Source organism: Rhizobium arsenicireducens (assembly GCF_964021225.1).
Genome location: NZ_CAXHYK020000001.1, coordinates 4108630 through 4124080, shown reverse-complemented (window position 1 = coordinate 4124080; position 15451 = coordinate 4108630). Strand labels below are relative to the sequence as shown.

Sequence of the window (15451 nt, the reverse complement as noted above, 5' to 3'; positions counted from 1 at the left end):
TTACACCCGATTGACCGAGTTACGCCCGAACAAGCCTTGCGGCATGGCGAACAGGACCGCGAGGATGACGATGAAGGCAACGGCATCCTTGTATTGCGAGCTGAGGAACCCCGCCGTCAGCGCCTCGAAAAGGCCGAGCAGAATGCCGCCGACCAGCGCACCCTTCGGATTGCCCATGCCACCCAGCATTGCTGCGGCAAACCCTTTGAGAGCAAGCGCGATGCCAAGGTCGTAGCTGGTCAGCGTGATGGGCGTGACGAGCACGCCAGCCAGGGCGCCAATGGCGGCCGACAAGGCAAAGGACAGCGTCATGACCCAGTTAGTGTTGATGCCGACGAGCTGTGCGGCAAGGCGATTGTTCGAGGTGGCGAGAACCGCCTTGCCGGTCAGGGTCCGGGTGAAAAAGAGCCAGAGAGCCACAAACACCAAGATAGCGCCGGCAATCACCCACAGGCTCTGCGGCAGGATCGTCGCGCCCAGGATCCGGATCGGCTCGTCGCCGCTAAAGGCCGGTAAACGATGCAGCTGTTTGTCGAAGACCAGCTGCGTCACGCCGCGAATGAAGATCGACGCGCCGATCGTGATAATGATCAGCGACACCACGGGCGCACCCCGCGCAGGGGCGATGGCGAGCTTGTTCAAGGCGACGCCGATCGCGGCGGTCACCATGATCGCAATCACGGCTGCAAGCGGCAGCGGCAGGCCGGCGTCGAAGGCAAACACCGTGATCATACCGCCCAGCATGACGAATTCGCCCTGGGCGAAATTGACCACGTCCGAGGCGTTGTAGATGATCGTGAAGCCCAGCGCGACGAGCGCATAGACCGCGCCGACCGTCAGGCCGGAAAGAAGGAACTGCATCAGTTCAGGCATCGAGGACCCCACTGTGGCCGATTACTCTTGAGGTGGAGCCCGCATGTCGCATGCAGGCTCCACACCAAATACCGTCGCCCCGCGAACGGGACGGCTCTAGTGATTACTCGATAATGGTCCAGCCACCGTCCTTGATCTCCAGCATGCGGAATGCCGAGAGATCGAGGCCGAGGTGATCCTCCGCTGACATCGTCACGACACCGGTGGTGCCAACCAGGCCGGACGTCGATTTAATCGCATCGCGGATTGCTTCGGGCTCAGTGGAGCCGGCACGACCAATCGCATCGACGAGAATGCGCAATGCGTCGTGGGCATAACCACCGAACGTCGAGACGGCAGCGCCGGTCTTCCCCTCGTAGGCCGTCTTGTAGGCTGTAACGACGGCCTTCTGGGGATCATCATCCGCGAGGATGCCGGCAACCAGTAGCGCGGTACCAGGCAGGCGAACGCCTTCGGCAGCCTTTGCACCGGCGAGCTCGATGAAGCCGTCAGATGCGACGCCATGGGACTGATAGAGCGGGAGTCCGACAGCGAGCTGCGAATAGTTGCGAGTCACGATCGACGGCCCCTGGCCGAACCCGGGATTGAGTACGGCCTGCACGCCGGCTGCACCCTTGATGTTGGTTAGCTGGGGCGTCATGTCCGCATCCTGCGGTCCATAGGTCTCGTCGGCAACGATCTCGATGCCGTAGTCACCGGCAACGGCGACGCACTGCTTGTACATCGAGGCGCCGAAGCCGTCGGTGCCGGAAATCACGCCGATCTTGCTGATGGCGTTCTTCTTCATGTCCTCGAAGATCTTCTGGCAGGCCATGCGGTCGGTGTGCGGGGTCTTGAAGACCCAGTGCTTGACCGGATCGATGATCTCGATTGCGCCGGCGAGCGAGATGAACGGAACTTCGGCGTCTTCGGCGACCGGAATGATCGACATGGTCGTGCCGGTGGTCGTGCCGCCGATGATCGCCACGACTTCGTCGTCCTCGACCAGGCGGGTCGCAAAGGTGCGCGCCTTGTTCGGGTCGCCGCCGTCGTCATAGAGAACGAGCTTGAGCTGTTCCCCGTTCACGCCGCCAGCGGCATTGATTTCCTCGACCAGCATTTCCAGCGTCTTGGCTTCCGGGTCGCCGAGGAATGAGGCCGGGCCCGTTGCTGACAAGGTGGCGCCGATCTTGATTTCGGCCTGGGCCGCGGTCGCAATACCCAGTGCCATGATCGTAGCGAGTGCGGTTGTTGTCGTCATTTTCATTCTGTCTCCTCCCTGAGAACGTTGAAATGAAAGTGGATTACGCCGCCTTTGGGCGGCGCCACATCGCCAACCGGAATCGGTTGGCGACGAAGGCTGTGTCGGTCAGGCTGGCATTTCCGGCGGGATTGCCACCTGTGACGTGAAAGTCGGAAAACGCAGCGGACTGGTTGACGAAGATGTTGCCGGTCAGGTTGATCGACAGGTTGACGCCGGCACGGGCAAAGGCTTTGACCGCATGGGCGATGCGTGCCTCGTCCGTGTCGTAAAGCGCGGCGGTGATGGCGCCCTTGCGGCGCGCAAGGTCGGCCGCGGCATCAATGCCGGATTCGGCGCTATCGACCGCGACAATAAAGGCAACAGGTCCGAAGCACTCCTCCTCGTGGGCCTTCGTTTCGGCCGCGTCGACGGCGACAATCAACGGCGTCGCACTGCAGCCGGCAGCAAGCGGCTGCGAATCGCGCACGACGCGTCCGAAGCTGCGGGCCTTGTCGACTCGCGCAAGGGTAGCCGGATTGGCGATTGCACCGCAGACACCCGAGGCGCGCGCAGGATCGCTTAGCAAGGCGTCGACAGCGGTGCCGATCGCGGTCGCGACCTCGTCGAAGCACTTGTGCCCCTCATCTGTCGAAATTCCAGTACGCGGGACGAAAATGTCCTGCGGGGCGGTGCACATCTGGCCGGAATAGAGCGAAAGCGAAAACGCGATGTTGGCGCACATCCCGGAAAAATCGTCGGTCGCGGCGACGACGATCGAGTTCACGCCGGCTTCCTCGGTGAACACCTGGGCGGAACGGGCATTGTTTCGCACCCATTCGCCGAAGACGCTGGAGCCGGTGTAGTCGATGATGCCGATGTCCGGATGGGTCACGAGGTCCTTGGTGATCTCGGCTCCGGCCTGATCGACGGCAAGAAGGACCACGTCAGCCGGGAAGCCTGCCTCGACCAGGACTTCGCGCGCCACTTTGACGGTCAGTGCGAGCGGCAGGATGGCGCCGGGATGCGGCTTGACGATCACGGTATTGCCGGTCGCGAGGCTCGCGAACAGACCCGGATAGGTGTTCCAGGTCGGGAAAGTCTGGCAGCCGATCGCAAGGGCGACGCCGCGCGGCACGACCTGCCAGTTCTTTTCCAGAACGATCGGCGCTGCCTTGCCCTGCGGCTTTTCCCAGGTGGCTTGTCCCGGGGTGCGGGTCATTTCCACCCAGGCCGTGGCAACCGCTTCGAGCCCGCGATCCTGCGCATGCGGACCACCGGCCTGGAAAGCCATCGGAAAGGCCTGGCCGGTCGTGTGCATCACGGCATTGGCCATCTCGAAGCTGATGCGGTTCAAGCGCGTCAGGATCTCGAGGCACACGCCAACGCGCAGCTCGGGCGAGGCATCGGCCCAGGCATCGCCGGCCGCTTTGGAGGCAGCAACGAGCGTCGCGGCACCGGTTGCCGGATAAAGGATTTTGAGGTCGGGCCCCCAGGGCGACACTTCGGAACCGAGGCGCCGATCTTCCGGGTGGCCAGGCAAGTCGAACTTCGTTCCGAGCTGTGCCCTGAAAGACGCCTCGCCGTCGTCCTTGGCGGTTTCGCCATAGATCTTGCCGCTCGGCACTTCCGGGAAGGGCGACCAGAAACCCCGGTCGGACAGGGCCTTGACAGCCGTCTCCAGCAGACCGCGATGACGGTCGAACAGGTCTTCCATGGCAAATTCCTCCCTACTCCTGCCTTTATCATTGACCGTCCGGTCGGTTTATGCAAGATCTTTTTACGCCCCCGGGAAAATTCGGAGCGGGGACAGGGAGAGAGCGATGCACCAATCCGACACCGTTCTGGTGACGATGGATCACGGGGTTCTGCGGCTGACGCTGAACCGTCCGGACAAACTCAATTCGTTCAATGAAGAGATGCATGTCGCCTTGCGGGCAGCGCTTCAGCGCGCCCACGACGATGCTTCCGTGCGCGCCGTCTTGCTGACCGGTGCCGGTCGCGGCTTCTCCGCCGGCCAGGATCTGGGCGACCGCGATCCGCGCAAAGGTGGGCCTGCTCCCGATCTCGGCCACACGCTCGAGACCTTCTACAATCCAACGCTGCGGCTGATCCGCTCGCTGGAAAAACCGGTGATCTGCGCGGTCAACGGGGTCGCGGCCGGTGCCGGCGCCAATATCGCCTTTGCCTGCGACATCGTGCTGGCCGCCCGCTCGGCGAAGTTCATCCAGGCCTTCGCCAAGATCGGCCTGATCCCCGATGCCAGCGGCAGCTGGAGCCTCGCCCGCATTCTCGGCGAACCGCGGGCCAAGGCGCTCGCCATGACCGCCGAGCCGCTGATGGCCGAGCGCGCCGCCGAATGGGGCCTGATCTGGAAAGCGGTCGATGACGACCAGCTGATCGGCGAGGCCGAGACGCTGGCTCGCTCGCTGGCCGAAGGCGCAACGCGCGGCCTCGGCCTCACCAAGCGGCTCATCCAGGCCGCGGCGACCAACAGCCTCGACGAACAGCTCGACATGGAGCGCGACTGCCAGCGCGAAGCTGGCCGGACAGCCGACTATGCCGAGGGCGTCACCGCCTTCCTCGAAAAGCGAAAGCCGGAGTTTTCGGGCAAATGACGATGACCGCACAGCAAATGGCCGAATCCTGCGCCAAGGCGATGTGGGACCTCGATACGGCATCGCAAAATCTCGGCATGCGCATCGAGCACATCGCGCCGGGACAGGCGACCCTGTCGATGGACATCACCGAAATCATGTCCAACGGCCACGGCAATTGCCACGGCGGCTACATCTTCACGCTCGCCGACAGCGCCTTCGCCTTTGCCTGCAACGGCTACAATCAGCTGACCGTCGCGCAGAACTGCTCGATCACCTATATCAGCCCGGGGAGGATCGGCGACCGACTGACGGCGGAGGCACGCGAGATTTCGCGCAAGGGCCGGTCGGGCATCTACGACATTCGCATTTCAAATCAGAGCGGCGACCTTGTCGCCGAGTTTCGCGGACTGTCGCGAACGGTGAAGGGCACCCACTTGCCCGATCCCGCCTGAACCACGACGCTTTCCAGGGAGGAAATCATGCTCGACTTTGTAAGCCGCCCCCAAGATCTGGACCCGATCGAGATCGCCTCGCGGGATGAAATCTCGGCGCTGCAGTTTCACCGGATGAAGCGCTCGCTGAAGCATTCCTACGAGAACTCGCCGTTCTATCGCCAGCGCTTCGACGAGCATGGCGTGCATCCGGAAGACTTGAAGACCCTGTCGGATCTTGCCAAGTTCCCTTTCACCACCAAGACCGACCTGCGCGACACCTATCCCTTCGGCATGTTCGCCGTTCCCCGGGAAAAGCTGGTCCGTATCCACGGCTCGTCGGGCACCACCGGCAAGCCGACGGTGGTCGGCTACACCAAGCATGACATCGATGTCTGGGCCGACGTCGTCGCCCGCTCGATCCGGGCGTCGGGCGGCCGTCCCGGCGACATCGTACATGTCGCCTATGGCTACGGCCTGTTCACCGGCGGTCTCGGTGCGCACTACGGCGCCGAGCGGCTCGGCTGCACCGTCGTGCCGATCTCCGGCGGCATGACCGAGCGCCAGGTCACGCTGATGAACGATTTCAAGCCGCGCATCATCATGGTGACGCCGTCCTATATGCTGTCGATTCTCGACGAGTTCCGCCGCCAGGGCATCGACCCGCGTGAAAGCTCGATCGAGGTCGGTATCTTCGGTGCCGAACCCTGGACGAATGCCATGCGCAGCGAGATCGAACAGGCCTTCAACATGCATGCCGTCGATATCTATGGCCTCTCCGAGGTCATGGGACCGGGCGTCGCCAACGAATGCGTGGAAACCAAGGACGGGCTGCACGTGTGGGAAGACCATTTCTATCCGGAAATCATCGACCCGGTGACAGGTGCCGTATTGCCCGACGGCGAACTCGGCGAGCTTGTCTTCACCACGCTGACCAAGGAAGGCCTGCCGATGGTGCGCTACCGCACCCGCGACCTGACCCGCCTTCTGCCGGGCACGGCGCGTTCGATGCGGCGCATCGAGAAGATCACCGGCCGCAGCGACGACATGATCATCCTGCGCGGCGTCAACGTCTTCCCGACCCAGATCGAGGAACAGATCCTGAAATGCGGCGGCCTTGCCCCGCACTTCCAGATCGAGCTGACCCGTGCCGGCAGGATGGACAATATGATCGTCCACGTCGAATGCGCGGCCAATTTCACCGATGCCGCGGCGCGCGCGCAGTCGGCCAAGGAACTGGCCCATCACATCAAGAGCGTCGTCGGCATCAGCACCAGGATCGAGGTTCAGGACCCGACCTCCATCGCCCGTTCGGAAGGCAAGGCCAAGCGTGTTGTGGATAACCGCCCGAAGACCTGAACGGCCAACCGGGACAGGTAAAAGGCATTCATTATAAGGAAGCGGGGCAGATATGCCCCCTTTTGCAGGCAACTGCAGGCAGGAAAGCAAAAATATGGCTCGCACCCGGGCAACCGACTTTGAGGAAAAACGCCGCGGCATTCTCGACCACGCCGCAGCAGTGTTTGCCGAGCAGGGCATGGAAAAGGCATCCATGTCCCAGATCGCCACCCATTCAAGCGTGTCCAAGGCGCTGCTGTATCACTATTACCCCAGCAAGGATGCGCTGATCCATGCGATCATCATTACTCATCTGGAGGAACTCGACGAGGCGATCCACGCGGCCGACGACCCGAACGAGGCGCCGGAGAAGCGGCTTCGGCGACTGGTGGGCGTGGTGCTCGAAAACTATCGCGGCGCCGATAACCAGCACAAGGTGCAGCTCAACGCGACATCCGCCCTGTCCGATGAGCAGAAGGCAGGCATCACCGCGATCGAACGGCGTATCGTGCGCCGCTTCTCCAACCTGCTGCGGGAGATCAATCCAGACCTCGACAGCAAGGAAAGGCCCCTGCTGATGCCCGTCACCATGTCGCTGTTCGGCATGATGAACTGGGTCTATATGTGGTTTCGGGACGGCGGTCGGATCACGCGGGAAGACTATGCGGACGTCGCCACCACGCTGATCCTCGAAGGCATCAAGGCGGTTCGCTAACCCCCGCCCGCAAGCTTCAACCGGCGACCATTCCTCCTGACAAGAATTCTTCAAATCGACGGCCAGGTTAATGCTGGCCGTCGGTTTTTTGCATGTCCTCAAGTCGCGTTCCAGGTCTTGGCGACCATGGTCAGGACATCGTATTGCGCGACGACCGCGCCGTCCTGGTTCGTCACCTGACAGTCCCAGCGGACTTCACCATGATCGGCATTGGCGCGCGGGTTGATCTCCTTGCAGGTCAGCCGCACCTGCAACGTATCCCCCGGATTGACCGGGGTGAGGAAGCGCAGGTGGTCGACGCCGTAGTTGGCAAGCACCGGACCCGGATCCGGATCGACGAACAGGCCGGCGGCAAAGGAAGCGATCAGATAGCCATGGGCGACGCGCCCGTCGAAGAACGGATTGGCTTTGGCGGCCACCTCGTCCATGTGGGCGTAGAAGGTGTCGCCGGTGAAGTGGGCGAAATGCTCGATGTCGTCGAGCGTCACAGTGCGCTTGGCCGTGATGGTCTGGTCGCCGATCTTGAGCTCGGCCAGCGACTTGCGGAACGGATGGACGCTCGTGTCGCCGGCGCCGGCACCTTCGAGCCACCGACCGGTGACGGCTGCGAGAAGGCGCGGGGTGCCCTGGACGGCGGTGCGCTGCATGTAGTGCTTGACGCCGCGCATGCCGCCCATTTCCTCGCCGCCGCCGGCGCGGCCGGGGCCGCCATGCACCAGGCCGGCAAGCGGCGATCCATGGCCGGTCGAGGTCTTGGCCGAGGCGCGGTTTCCGATCAGGATACGGCCGTGATACGGCGCCATGCCGATCACCATCTCTTCGGCGACCTTCGGATCGTTGGTGAAGACCGACGCCGCCAGCGAGCCCTTGCCCATCTGGGCAAGCGCGATCGCTTCCTCCAGCCCTTCATAGGGCATCACGGTGGAAACCGGACCGAACGCCTCGACATCATGGACCGCAGAAGCCGTAAACGGCTTGTCGCAATAGAGCAGCACCGGATTGAGGAAGGCGCCCTTGTCGGCATCGCCGGAGAAGATGCGGACATTGTCAGGATCGCCGGAGACGATCTCGGCATCGGCGGACAGGTCGCGGATGCGCTCGCGCACTTCGTCGCGCTGGGCAAGGCTTGCCAGCGGCCCCATGCGCACGCCCTCGTCTGAGGGATTGCCGAGCGTGGTCTTCGAGAGACGCTCGCCGAGCGCGGCGACCAGGGCCTGGACATGGGCCTTGGGCGCAATCACACGCCGGATCGCCGTGCACTTCTGGCCGGCCTTCGAGGTCATCTCGCGCGCCACTTCCTTGACGAAGAGGTCGAACTCCTCCGTACCCGGACCGGCATCGGGGCCGAGGATAGACGCGTTCAAGCTGTCGGCCTCCATGGTGAAGCGAACCGAGTTGGCAACCACCGCGGGGTGAGACTTGAGCTTGCGACCGGTCCAGGCCGAGCCGGTGAAGGTCACGGCGTCCTGTCCCCCGACATGGTCGAGCAGATCCCCGACCGAGCCGGAAACGAGCTGTAACGCACCCTCCGGCAGGATGCCGGTCTCGATGATCCGCCGGACCACGAGCTCGGTCAGATAGGCGGTCTGGCTTGCCGGCTTGACCAGCGAGGGCACGCCGGCGATCAGCGTCGGGGCGATCTTCTCGAGCATGCCCCAGACCGGGAAGTTGAAGGCGTTGATGTGGACGGCGATGCCGTGCAGAGGGGTGAGTATATGCTGGGCGGAGAAGCTGTTGTCCTTGGACAGTAGCTCCACGTCGCCGTCGATCAGTACGCGGGTGTTCGGCAGTTCGCGCCGGGCCTTGGACGAATAGGACAGCATCGTGCCGATGCCGCCCTCGATGTCGACCCAGCCGTCGGCACGGGTCGCACCGGTCAGGGCGCTCTCGGCGTAGAATTCCTCTTTCATGTCCATCAGGACCTGGCCGAGGGCTTTCAGCATCTGCGCCCGTTCGTGGAACGACAGGGCGCGCAGGTTCGGTCCGCCGACCTCGCGGCCATAGGCGAGTGCTGCGGAAAAATCGATGCCGGTCGAGTCGATGAATGCGATTGCGGCACCCGTCGAGGCATCGAGCAGCGGTACGCCTTGCTTGTCGCCGGGTGTCCAGCGGCCACAGACATAGCTTTCGAGACGGCGCGGAACGCGAGCCGAAACATTCATGAAGTCATCCTTCCTGGATCGGTTTATTCAGTGCGGCCGGCGGGGCACTCAGGGCCCCGCCGCCTGGGAGGTTATTCGTCGTAGGAGAGCACGACCTTCTCGGTCAGCGGGTGACACTGGCAGGTCAGCACGTAGCCGGCTTCGACCTCGTAGTCCTCGAGCGCATGGTTGGTGTCCATTTCGACCTCGCCTTCCAGCACCTTCGCCCGACAGGTGGAGCAGACACCGGCCTTGCAGGAGAAGGGCGCGTCCATGCTCTGGGCGATCGCCGCCTCGAGAATACTGACGCCGTGCTTGGGCATGTTGAAAGTCCGCGTGGTGCCATCGAGCGTGACGGTCATCTCCACCACAGCCGCTGCTTCCTCGGCGCTGACCGAGGCGACACGGTTCTTGACGCGGCCCGGCTGCCCGGAGGCGAACAGTTCGAACTTGATCTGCTCGTCCTTCAGCCCATGCGCCTTGAGGCTTGCGACAATGGTCAGCATCATCGGCTCGGGGCCGCAGATGAAGGCGGCGTCGATCGACTTCGGATCGATCCAGCTGCTGAACAGGGCGGAGAGCTTGTTCTCGTCGAGACGACCGGTGAACAGATCGATCTCCTGCACTTCGCTTTCCAGAACGTGCAGGACGGAGAAACGGCCAAGATAGGTGTTCTTCAGATCCTCCAGCTCCTCTCGGAACATGATCGAGTTGATCTGGCGATTGGCGTAGATCAGCGTGAATTGCGACTTCGGCTCACGCGCCAAAACCGTCTTGATGATCGACAGCAGCGGCGTGATGCCGGAACCGCCGGCGAAACCGAGATACTGTTTCTCAGCGGTCGGATCGATGTCCATGTAGAAGCGGCCCATCGGCGGCATGGCCTCGATCACATCGCCCGGCGCGAGGTTGCCATTGGCCCAGTTGCTGAAAGCGCCGCCGTCGACGCGCTTGATGCCGACGCGCAGGACACCTTCGTCCTTGCCCGCACAGATCGAATAGGACCGGCGCAGTTCCTCGCCCTCGAAATCGCGGCGGAAGGTCAGGTACTGGCCCTGGGTGAAGTCGAAGGCTGCGCGATCCTCCTCGCGCGGCTTGAGCGTCACGACGACCGCATCACGGGTCTCGTGGCGGATGTCGGTCACGGTCAGGGGATGAAAGCGTGCCATGCGTTATGTCCTCCGCATCCTCAGATGCACTTGAAATAGTCGAAGGGTTCCAGGCAGTCGCGGCATCGGTAGCTCGCCTTGCAGGGTGTTGAGCCGAACTGGCTGACTTTCTCTGTCTTGGTCGAGCCACATCGCGGGCAGGCGACGGCAAGGTTGGAGCCGGCAAGGCGGTTGGCCCGGGCCATCAGTCGCCCGTCGGCGGCGGTACCGTCGATTGGCGGCGCAATGCCGTAGGCGCGAAGCTTGTCCCGCCCCTCAGCGCTGATCCAGTCCGTCGTCCAGGCCGGTGACAGCCGCCGCTCCAGGCGCAGCTTCTCTATGCCGTGGCCCTTGAGTGCCGTCTCGATATCGAGGTTGATCACCGTCGTTGCCGGACAGCCCGAATAGGTCGGGGTAACGGCAACGACGAGGGTATCGCCATCCCATGCGACATCACGGATGATGCCGAGATCGGTCAGGCTGATCACCGGGATTTCCGGATCCGGAACCTCGCCCAGCCAGCGCCAGACTTCTTCCAGTTCGGGCAGTGTCCTGGCGTCCATGGCGTCAATCCTCACCAGACCGAGTTCGGATAGGCCCGCTGCAGGAACTGCATGTCCGCGAGAATGTAGCCCAGGTGCTCCGTATGGATGCCGCGCTTGCCGCCCTTGTGCTGATAGCTACCCTCTGGAGCGACGAGCGTCGCCTCTGCCAGCACTTCGCCGACCGAACTGTCCCATGCCGCCTTGAGCGCGGAGGGGAGCGGTGCGATCCCCGCTGCCGCGACCGCCTCATCGGCGGGATCGGCCAGGAACATCTCGGCCGTATAGGGCCACAGGTCATCGAGCGCCTTCTGCATCCGGCGATGGCTTTCCTCGGTTCCGTCGCCCAGACGGATGACGAGGTCGGCCGAGCGCTCGAAGTGGTAGGATACCTCCTTCAGCGCCTTCTGGGCGATTTCCGCAACGCGCGGATCGCTCGAGGCGACCAGTGCGCGGAGCATCTCGATGTGATAGGCATCGAACAGGAACTGCCGCATCAGCGTCTTGCCGAAATCGCCGTTCGGGCGCTCGACGAGCAGCACGTTGCGGAAGGCCGCGGCATCGCGCAGATAGGCGAGATTGTCGGCGGTGCGCCCCTTGCCTTCGACCTCACCCGCCAGGCCGAGCCAGAACTGGGTCTGGCCAATCAGGTCGAGCGCGACATTGGCGAGCGCGATGTCCTCTTCCAGCACGGGCGAATGACCGCACCATTCGGACACGCGGTGCCCGAGGATCAGCGTGTTGTCTCCCATTCTCAGGAGCCATTCGAAGAATGCGGCCTGATCGACCGCTGGGATCGCGGTTGCCATCACATGTGCCCCACTTCAGCCGGGATATCGAAGAAGGTCGGGTGACGATAGACCTTGGAGTTCGACGGCTCGAACAACGGGCCTTTTTCCGACGGCGACGACGCGGTGATGTCGACCGACTTCACCACCCAGATCGACACGCCTTCGTTGCGACGGGTGTAGACGTCACGGGCGTTGCGGATCGCCATCTCGGCATCCGGGGCGTGCAGGCTGCCGACATGGCGATGGTTCAGGCCATGTTGACCGCGGATAAAGACTTCCCAAAGGGGCCATTCGCTGGACATTGCTATTCCTCCCAAGTTCAGGTGACGGACGGGAGCGGGTGCGCCGCTCCCGAATTGGATTGATCAGGCAGCCTTGCGACCGGCCCGGCGCGCCTCTTGCTTTTCCGCATGGGCCATAAGGCCGTCGCGGAACCACGCGCCGTCTTCCCAGGCGGTGACGCGGGCGCCAAGGCGCTCGGCATTGCAGGGTCCGTTGCCGGCGATGACGTTGAAGAACTCTTCCCAGTCCGGCTCGGAGAAGTCGTGACCGCCCTTCTCCTCATTCCAGCGCAGGTTCTCGTCGGGAATGGTCAGGCCGAGATACTTGGCCTGCGGCACGGTCTGATCGACGAATTTCTGGCGCAGCTCGTCATTGGTGTTGATCTTGATCTTCCACTGCATCGACTGCGCGGAGTGCACCGAGTCCTTGTCGGACGGACCGAACATCATCAGCGACGGATACCAGAAGCGGTTGAGCGCATCCTGTGCCATGGCCTTCTGCTCGGGCGAGCCAGCCGCCATCTTCATCATGATGTCGTAGCCTTGGCGCTGGTGGAAGCTCTCTTCCTTGCAGATGCGGATCATCGCGCGGCTGTAGGGACCGTAGGAGGTCTTCTGCAGCTGCACCTGGTTCATGATCGCCGCGCCGTCGACCAGCCAGCCGACCGCACCGATGTCCGCCCAGTTGAGCGTCGGGTAGTTGAAGATCGACGAATACTTCATCTTGCCGGAATGGAGCAGCGCCAGAAGCTCGTCGCGGCTGACGCCGAGGGTCTCGGCGGCGGAATAGAGATAGAGGCCGTGGCCCGCCTCGTCCTGCACCTTGGCAAGAAGGATCGCCTTGCGCTCAAGCGTCGGCGCACGGGTGATCCAGTTGCCTTCCGGCAGCTGGCCGACGATCTCGGAATGGGCGTGCTGGCCGACCTGGCGGATCAGCGTCTTACGATAGCTTTCCGGCATCCACTCCTTGGGCTCGATCTTCTCACCGCGATCGATGCGATCCTGAAAGGCCCGCTCCTCCGGCGACATCTCGTTCAGCGATTTCACCCGATCGCTGTCGGTCTTGACCATTTGTGCGTACATGGCGGCTTCCTCCCTGTTCAGATCCGTTCAATGATGATGGCGATGCCCTGGCCCACTCCAATGCACATGGTGCAGAGCGCGTAGCGCCCGCCGGTGCGGTGCAGCTGGTACATGGCCGTCATGACAAGGCGCGCGCCGGACATGCCGAGCGGATGACCAATCGCGATTGCACCACCATTGGGGTTCACATGTGCAGCGTCGTCCGGCAGGCCCAAGTCGCGCAATACCGCCAATGACTGGGCCGCGAAGGCCTCGTTCAGTTCGATGACATCCATCTGCTCAAGCGTCATCCCGGCGCGCGCCAGCACCTTGCGGACCGCCGGCGCCGGGCCGACCCCCATGATGCGCGGCTCAACGCCGGCCGCCGCCATGGCGACAATCCTGGCCCGCGGCACAAGGCCCTGCTCCCTGGCCATGGCTTCCGACGCAATTACCAGAGCCGCAGCACCGTCGTTGACGCCGGAGGCATTGCCGGCCGTGACGCTGAGATCTGGACCATTGACGCCCTTGAGCTTCGACAACTGTTCAGCCGTGGTGCCGGGACGCGGATGTTCGTCGATGGAGACGACCAGCGGCTCACCCTTCTTCTGTGGGATCGTCACCGGGACGATTTCGTCGGCAAAGACACCCGCTGCCTGGGCGGCAGCCCAGCGAGCCTGCGACCGCGCGGCAAATGCGTCTTGGTCTGCGCGACTTATGTTGTAATCGGCCGCAACGTTGTCGGCGGTTTCCGGCATCGAATGGGTTCCGTAGATTTTTTTCATCGCCGGATTGGGAAAACGCCAGCCGATCGTCGTGTCATAGACGGCGTTCGAACGGGAAAAGGCCGCATCCGCTTTCGGCATGACGAAGGGCGCCCGCGTCATGCTCTCGACGCCGCCGGCAATCACCAGATCGCAATCGCCGCCGCGGATCGCCCGCGCGGCCATGCCGACGGCGTCCATGCCGGAACCGCAGAGGCGATTGACTGTCGTCGCCGGCACATTGATCGGCATGCCGGACAAGAGCACGGCCATGCGGGCGACATTGCGGTTGTCTTCGCCGGCCTGGTTGGCGCAACCGAAGATCAGGTCATCGACCTTGGACCAATCGACGCCCGGATTGCGCTGCATCAGCGCGGCAAGCGGCAAAGCAGCGAGGTCGTCCGCCCGCACGGATGCGAGAGCACCGCCATAGCGGCCGACGGGCGTACGCACTGCATCGCAGATAAAGGCTTGCTGCATTGATTTACTCCTCCCCGAGCATCAGGTCCGGCCGGCACGTCTCCAATTAGCCAACCGATCGGTCAACTTATAGCGCCAAAACATCACACTGAAAAGGATTTTGTTGCTTCTTTCGTGATGTTTTAGATTGTCCGCAACGAGAAGACATTTTCATCTTTTATATTCAATTACTTAAAGACAAGCCTCCAGCGAAAGCGACTCCAGCCGTGCCAGGGTCTCGTCGGTTTCGGCGGGTAAAATGCCATCTCGCCCCTCACAAAAGGTGCCGATATAGGCATCGGCCAAGGGTGAAAGCGACCGGTAAAGCCCTCCAAAGAGCCGGCGGGCTGCAAGACCGGGCCAATCCCTGGGAAGAGCGTCCGCCGGCAGTCGTGGATCTCGCAACAGCACGGCACGGTAAACCTGAACCAGCAGAAGCCGTGCGCTCACCGCATCGGCCGGAAGTAGTGTTTCGCCCCTCTTCAGGGCCGTCATCAACGGCGTGAACAGATCGATCATCGCGCGGTATTCGTCGGCGAAGGACTGCAGGTTCCAGAGCGTTGCCGCATAATCGGCCAGCAAGCCGCCATCCTTTATCGCGTCGGCGCGGAAGGTAAGCCCGGAAAGCGGAGCATTCTCCGGATGACGGGGCCGAAGATAGAGATCCGGCCCCATGCGGCCGAGACGGAAGCGGCGCGCGACCTCGTCGGAAAGGCCCGGCACATGGTGGATGAGGAAACCGTCGGCGGCGGCCTGCGGACCGTAAAGCAGCCTCGCTGCGGCGGCGAACTCCGTCCGTGCGCCAGAGGCCAGGCGATAGTAGGACCGCCGACCATCACGCTCCCCGACCAGTTGGTCGGCCGCGACGAGACGCGAGACCGCGGTGCGCACCAGCGTCTCGCTGATCCCGAGCCGCGCGCAGATTTCCACCAGCGTGCCCATCCACAATACACCGCCACGCGGCACGACGATATCGCCGTAGATTGTGACGATCATAGCGGGCGCGCGAACGGTGAGGCGCTGCTGGATATCCGAAAGCCCATCGAAACCGCGCACTGCAAGGGTCATACTGTCTCCCGATATTCGT

Annotated in this window: 15 protein-coding genes; 4 read left to right on the top strand and 11 right to left on the bottom strand. The window is 63.1% G+C overall.

All coding sequences use genetic code 11. The features are described from left to right. The 3 genes from ACWPVA_RS20120 to paaN form a co-directional block, all read right to left on the bottom strand. Nucleotides 1-873: a branched-chain amino acid ABC transporter permease gene (locus tag ACWPVA_RS20120; protein WP_454289349.1), complete on the bottom strand. Its 873-nt coding sequence runs from the start codon at nt 871-873 to the stop codon at nt 1-3. 103 nt (nt 874-976) lie between these two features. Then, the gene (locus tag ACWPVA_RS20115; protein ID WP_454289348.1) at nt 977-2119 is read right to left on the bottom strand and encodes an ABC transporter substrate-binding protein; all 1143 of its coding nucleotides are present in this window, start codon (nt 2117-2119) and stop codon (nt 977-979) included. A gap of 37 nt (nt 2120-2156) precedes the next feature. Then, nucleotides 2157-3809: a phenylacetic acid degradation protein PaaN gene (paaN, locus tag ACWPVA_RS20110; protein WP_454289347.1), complete on the bottom strand. Its 1653-nt coding sequence runs from the start codon at nt 3807-3809 to the stop codon at nt 2157-2159. A gap of 106 nt (nt 3810-3915) precedes the next feature. On the opposite strand from paaN, the gene paaG reads away from it, so the two are divergent. The 4 genes from paaG (at nt 3916) to ACWPVA_RS20090 (ending at nt 7176) form a co-directional block, all read left to right on the top strand. Further along, entirely contained in the window at nt 3916-4710 is a 795-nt protein-coding gene (gene paaG, locus ACWPVA_RS20105) for a 2-(1,2-epoxy-1,2-dihydrophenyl)acetyl-CoA isomerase PaaG (RefSeq protein WP_454289346.1), read from the top strand. Continuing rightward, nucleotides 4707-5144, top strand: coding sequence for a hydroxyphenylacetyl-CoA thioesterase PaaI (paaI, locus tag ACWPVA_RS20100; RefSeq protein ID WP_454289345.1), 438 nt, complete (start codon nt 4707-4709; stop codon nt 5142-5144). Before paaG ends, paaI begins: the two co-directional genes overlap by 4 nt. Before the next feature lie 27 nt (nt 5145-5171). Next, entirely contained in the window at nt 5172-6482 is a 1311-nt protein-coding gene (paaK, locus tag ACWPVA_RS20095; RefSeq protein ID WP_454289344.1) for a phenylacetate--CoA ligase PaaK, read from the top strand. A 94-nt stretch (nt 6483-6576) separates the two neighbouring features. Further along, a complete protein-coding gene (locus ACWPVA_RS20090) occupies nt 6577-7176 on the top strand; it encodes a TetR family transcriptional regulator (RefSeq protein ID WP_454289343.1) in 600 nt (199 codons plus the stop codon). Nucleotides 7177-7274: 98 nt separating this feature from the next. On the opposite strand, the gene paaZ is transcribed toward ACWPVA_RS20090, so the two are convergent. The 8 genes from paaZ to ACWPVA_RS20050 form a co-directional block, all read right to left on the bottom strand. Next, nucleotides 7275-9338 carry a phenylacetic acid degradation bifunctional protein PaaZ gene (paaZ, locus tag ACWPVA_RS20085; protein ID WP_454289342.1) on the bottom strand — a complete coding sequence of 688 codons (2064 nt, stop codon included), beginning with the start codon at nt 9336-9338 and terminating at the stop codon, nt 7275-7277. A gap of 71 nt (nt 9339-9409) precedes the next feature. Beyond that, complete coding sequence (gene paaE, locus ACWPVA_RS20080) at nt 9410-10486, bottom strand: 1,2-phenylacetyl-CoA epoxidase subunit PaaE (protein ID WP_454289341.1); 1077 nt, start codon at nt 10484-10486, stop codon at nt 9410-9412. 20 nt (nt 10487-10506) lie between these two features. Further along, nucleotides 10507-11028 (bottom strand): 1,2-phenylacetyl-CoA epoxidase subunit PaaD, encoded by a 522-nt coding sequence (gene paaD, locus ACWPVA_RS20075; protein WP_454289340.1) that lies wholly within the window; start codon nt 11026-11028, stop codon nt 10507-10509. A gap of 11 nt (nt 11029-11039) precedes the next feature. Continuing rightward, nucleotides 11040-11816 carry a 1,2-phenylacetyl-CoA epoxidase subunit PaaC gene (paaC, locus tag ACWPVA_RS20070; RefSeq protein WP_454289339.1) on the bottom strand — a complete coding sequence of 259 codons (777 nt, stop codon included), beginning with the start codon at nt 11814-11816 and terminating at the stop codon, nt 11040-11042. Beyond that, nucleotides 11816-12100 (bottom strand): 1,2-phenylacetyl-CoA epoxidase subunit PaaB, encoded by a 285-nt coding sequence (paaB, locus tag ACWPVA_RS20065; RefSeq protein WP_028737551.1) that lies wholly within the window; start codon nt 12098-12100, stop codon nt 11816-11818. The genes paaC and paaB overlap by 1 nt, the downstream gene beginning before the upstream one ends. Before the next feature lie 63 nt (nt 12101-12163). Beyond that, nucleotides 12164-13162, bottom strand: a complete 999-nt coding sequence (gene paaA / locus ACWPVA_RS20060) for a 1,2-phenylacetyl-CoA epoxidase subunit PaaA (protein WP_454289338.1) — start codon at nt 13160-13162, stop codon at nt 12164-12166. A gap of 17 nt (nt 13163-13179) precedes the next feature. Then, on the bottom strand, nt 13180-14385 hold the full coding sequence (gene pcaF, locus ACWPVA_RS20055; RefSeq protein WP_454289337.1) for a 3-oxoadipyl-CoA thiolase: 1206 nt from the start codon (nt 14383-14385) through the stop codon (nt 13180-13182). A 171-nt stretch (nt 14386-14556) separates the two neighbouring features. Beyond that, nucleotides 14557-15432 (bottom strand): PaaX family transcriptional regulator C-terminal domain-containing protein, encoded by an 876-nt coding sequence (locus ACWPVA_RS20050; protein ID WP_454289336.1) that lies wholly within the window; start codon nt 15430-15432, stop codon nt 14557-14559. Nucleotides 15433-15451: the final 19 nt, after the last annotated feature.

Coding starts and splice junctions, on each gene's coding strand:
- paaB (WP_028737551.1), bottom strand. CDS start 12,100: ATGTCCAGCGAATGGCCCCTTTGGGAAGTCTTTATCCGCGGTCAACAT.
- paaG (WP_454289346.1), top strand. CDS start 3,916: ATGCACCAATCCGACACCGTTCTGGTGACGATGGATCACGGGGTTCTG.
- paaI (WP_454289345.1), top strand. CDS start 4,707: ATGACGATGACCGCACAGCAAATGGCCGAATCCTGCGCCAAGGCGATG.
- paaZ (WP_454289342.1), bottom strand. CDS start 9,338: ATGAATGTTTCGGCTCGCGTTCCGCGCCGTCTCGAAAGCTATGTCTGT.
- paaN (WP_454289347.1), bottom strand. CDS start 3,809: ATGGAAGACCTGTTCGACCGTCATCGCGGTCTGCTGGAGACGGCTGTC.
- ACWPVA_RS20120 (WP_454289349.1), bottom strand. CDS start 873: ATGCCTGAACTGATGCAGTTCCTTCTTTCCGGCCTGACGGTCGGCGCG.
- paaK (WP_454289344.1), top strand. CDS start 5,172: ATGCTCGACTTTGTAAGCCGCCCCCAAGATCTGGACCCGATCGAGATC.
- paaD (WP_454289340.1), bottom strand. CDS start 11,028: ATGGACGCCAGGACACTGCCCGAACTGGAAGAAGTCTGGCGCTGGCTG.
- paaA (WP_454289338.1), bottom strand. CDS start 13,162: ATGTACGCACAAATGGTCAAGACCGACAGCGATCGGGTGAAATCGCTG.
- paaC (WP_454289339.1), bottom strand. CDS start 11,816: ATGGCAACCGCGATCCCAGCGGTCGATCAGGCCGCATTCTTCGAATGG.
- ACWPVA_RS20090 (WP_454289343.1), top strand. CDS start 6,577: ATGGCTCGCACCCGGGCAACCGACTTTGAGGAAAAACGCCGCGGCATT.
- paaE (WP_454289341.1), bottom strand. CDS start 10,486: ATGGCACGCTTTCATCCCCTGACCGTGACCGACATCCGCCACGAGACC.
- ACWPVA_RS20115 (WP_454289348.1), bottom strand. CDS start 2,119: ATGAAAATGACGACAACAACCGCACTCGCTACGATCATGGCACTGGGT.
- ACWPVA_RS20050 (WP_454289336.1), bottom strand. CDS start 15,432: ATGACCCTTGCAGTGCGCGGTTTCGATGGGCTTTCGGATATCCAGCAG.
- pcaF (WP_454289337.1), bottom strand. CDS start 14,385: ATGCAGCAAGCCTTTATCTGCGATGCAGTGCGTACGCCCGTCGGCCGC.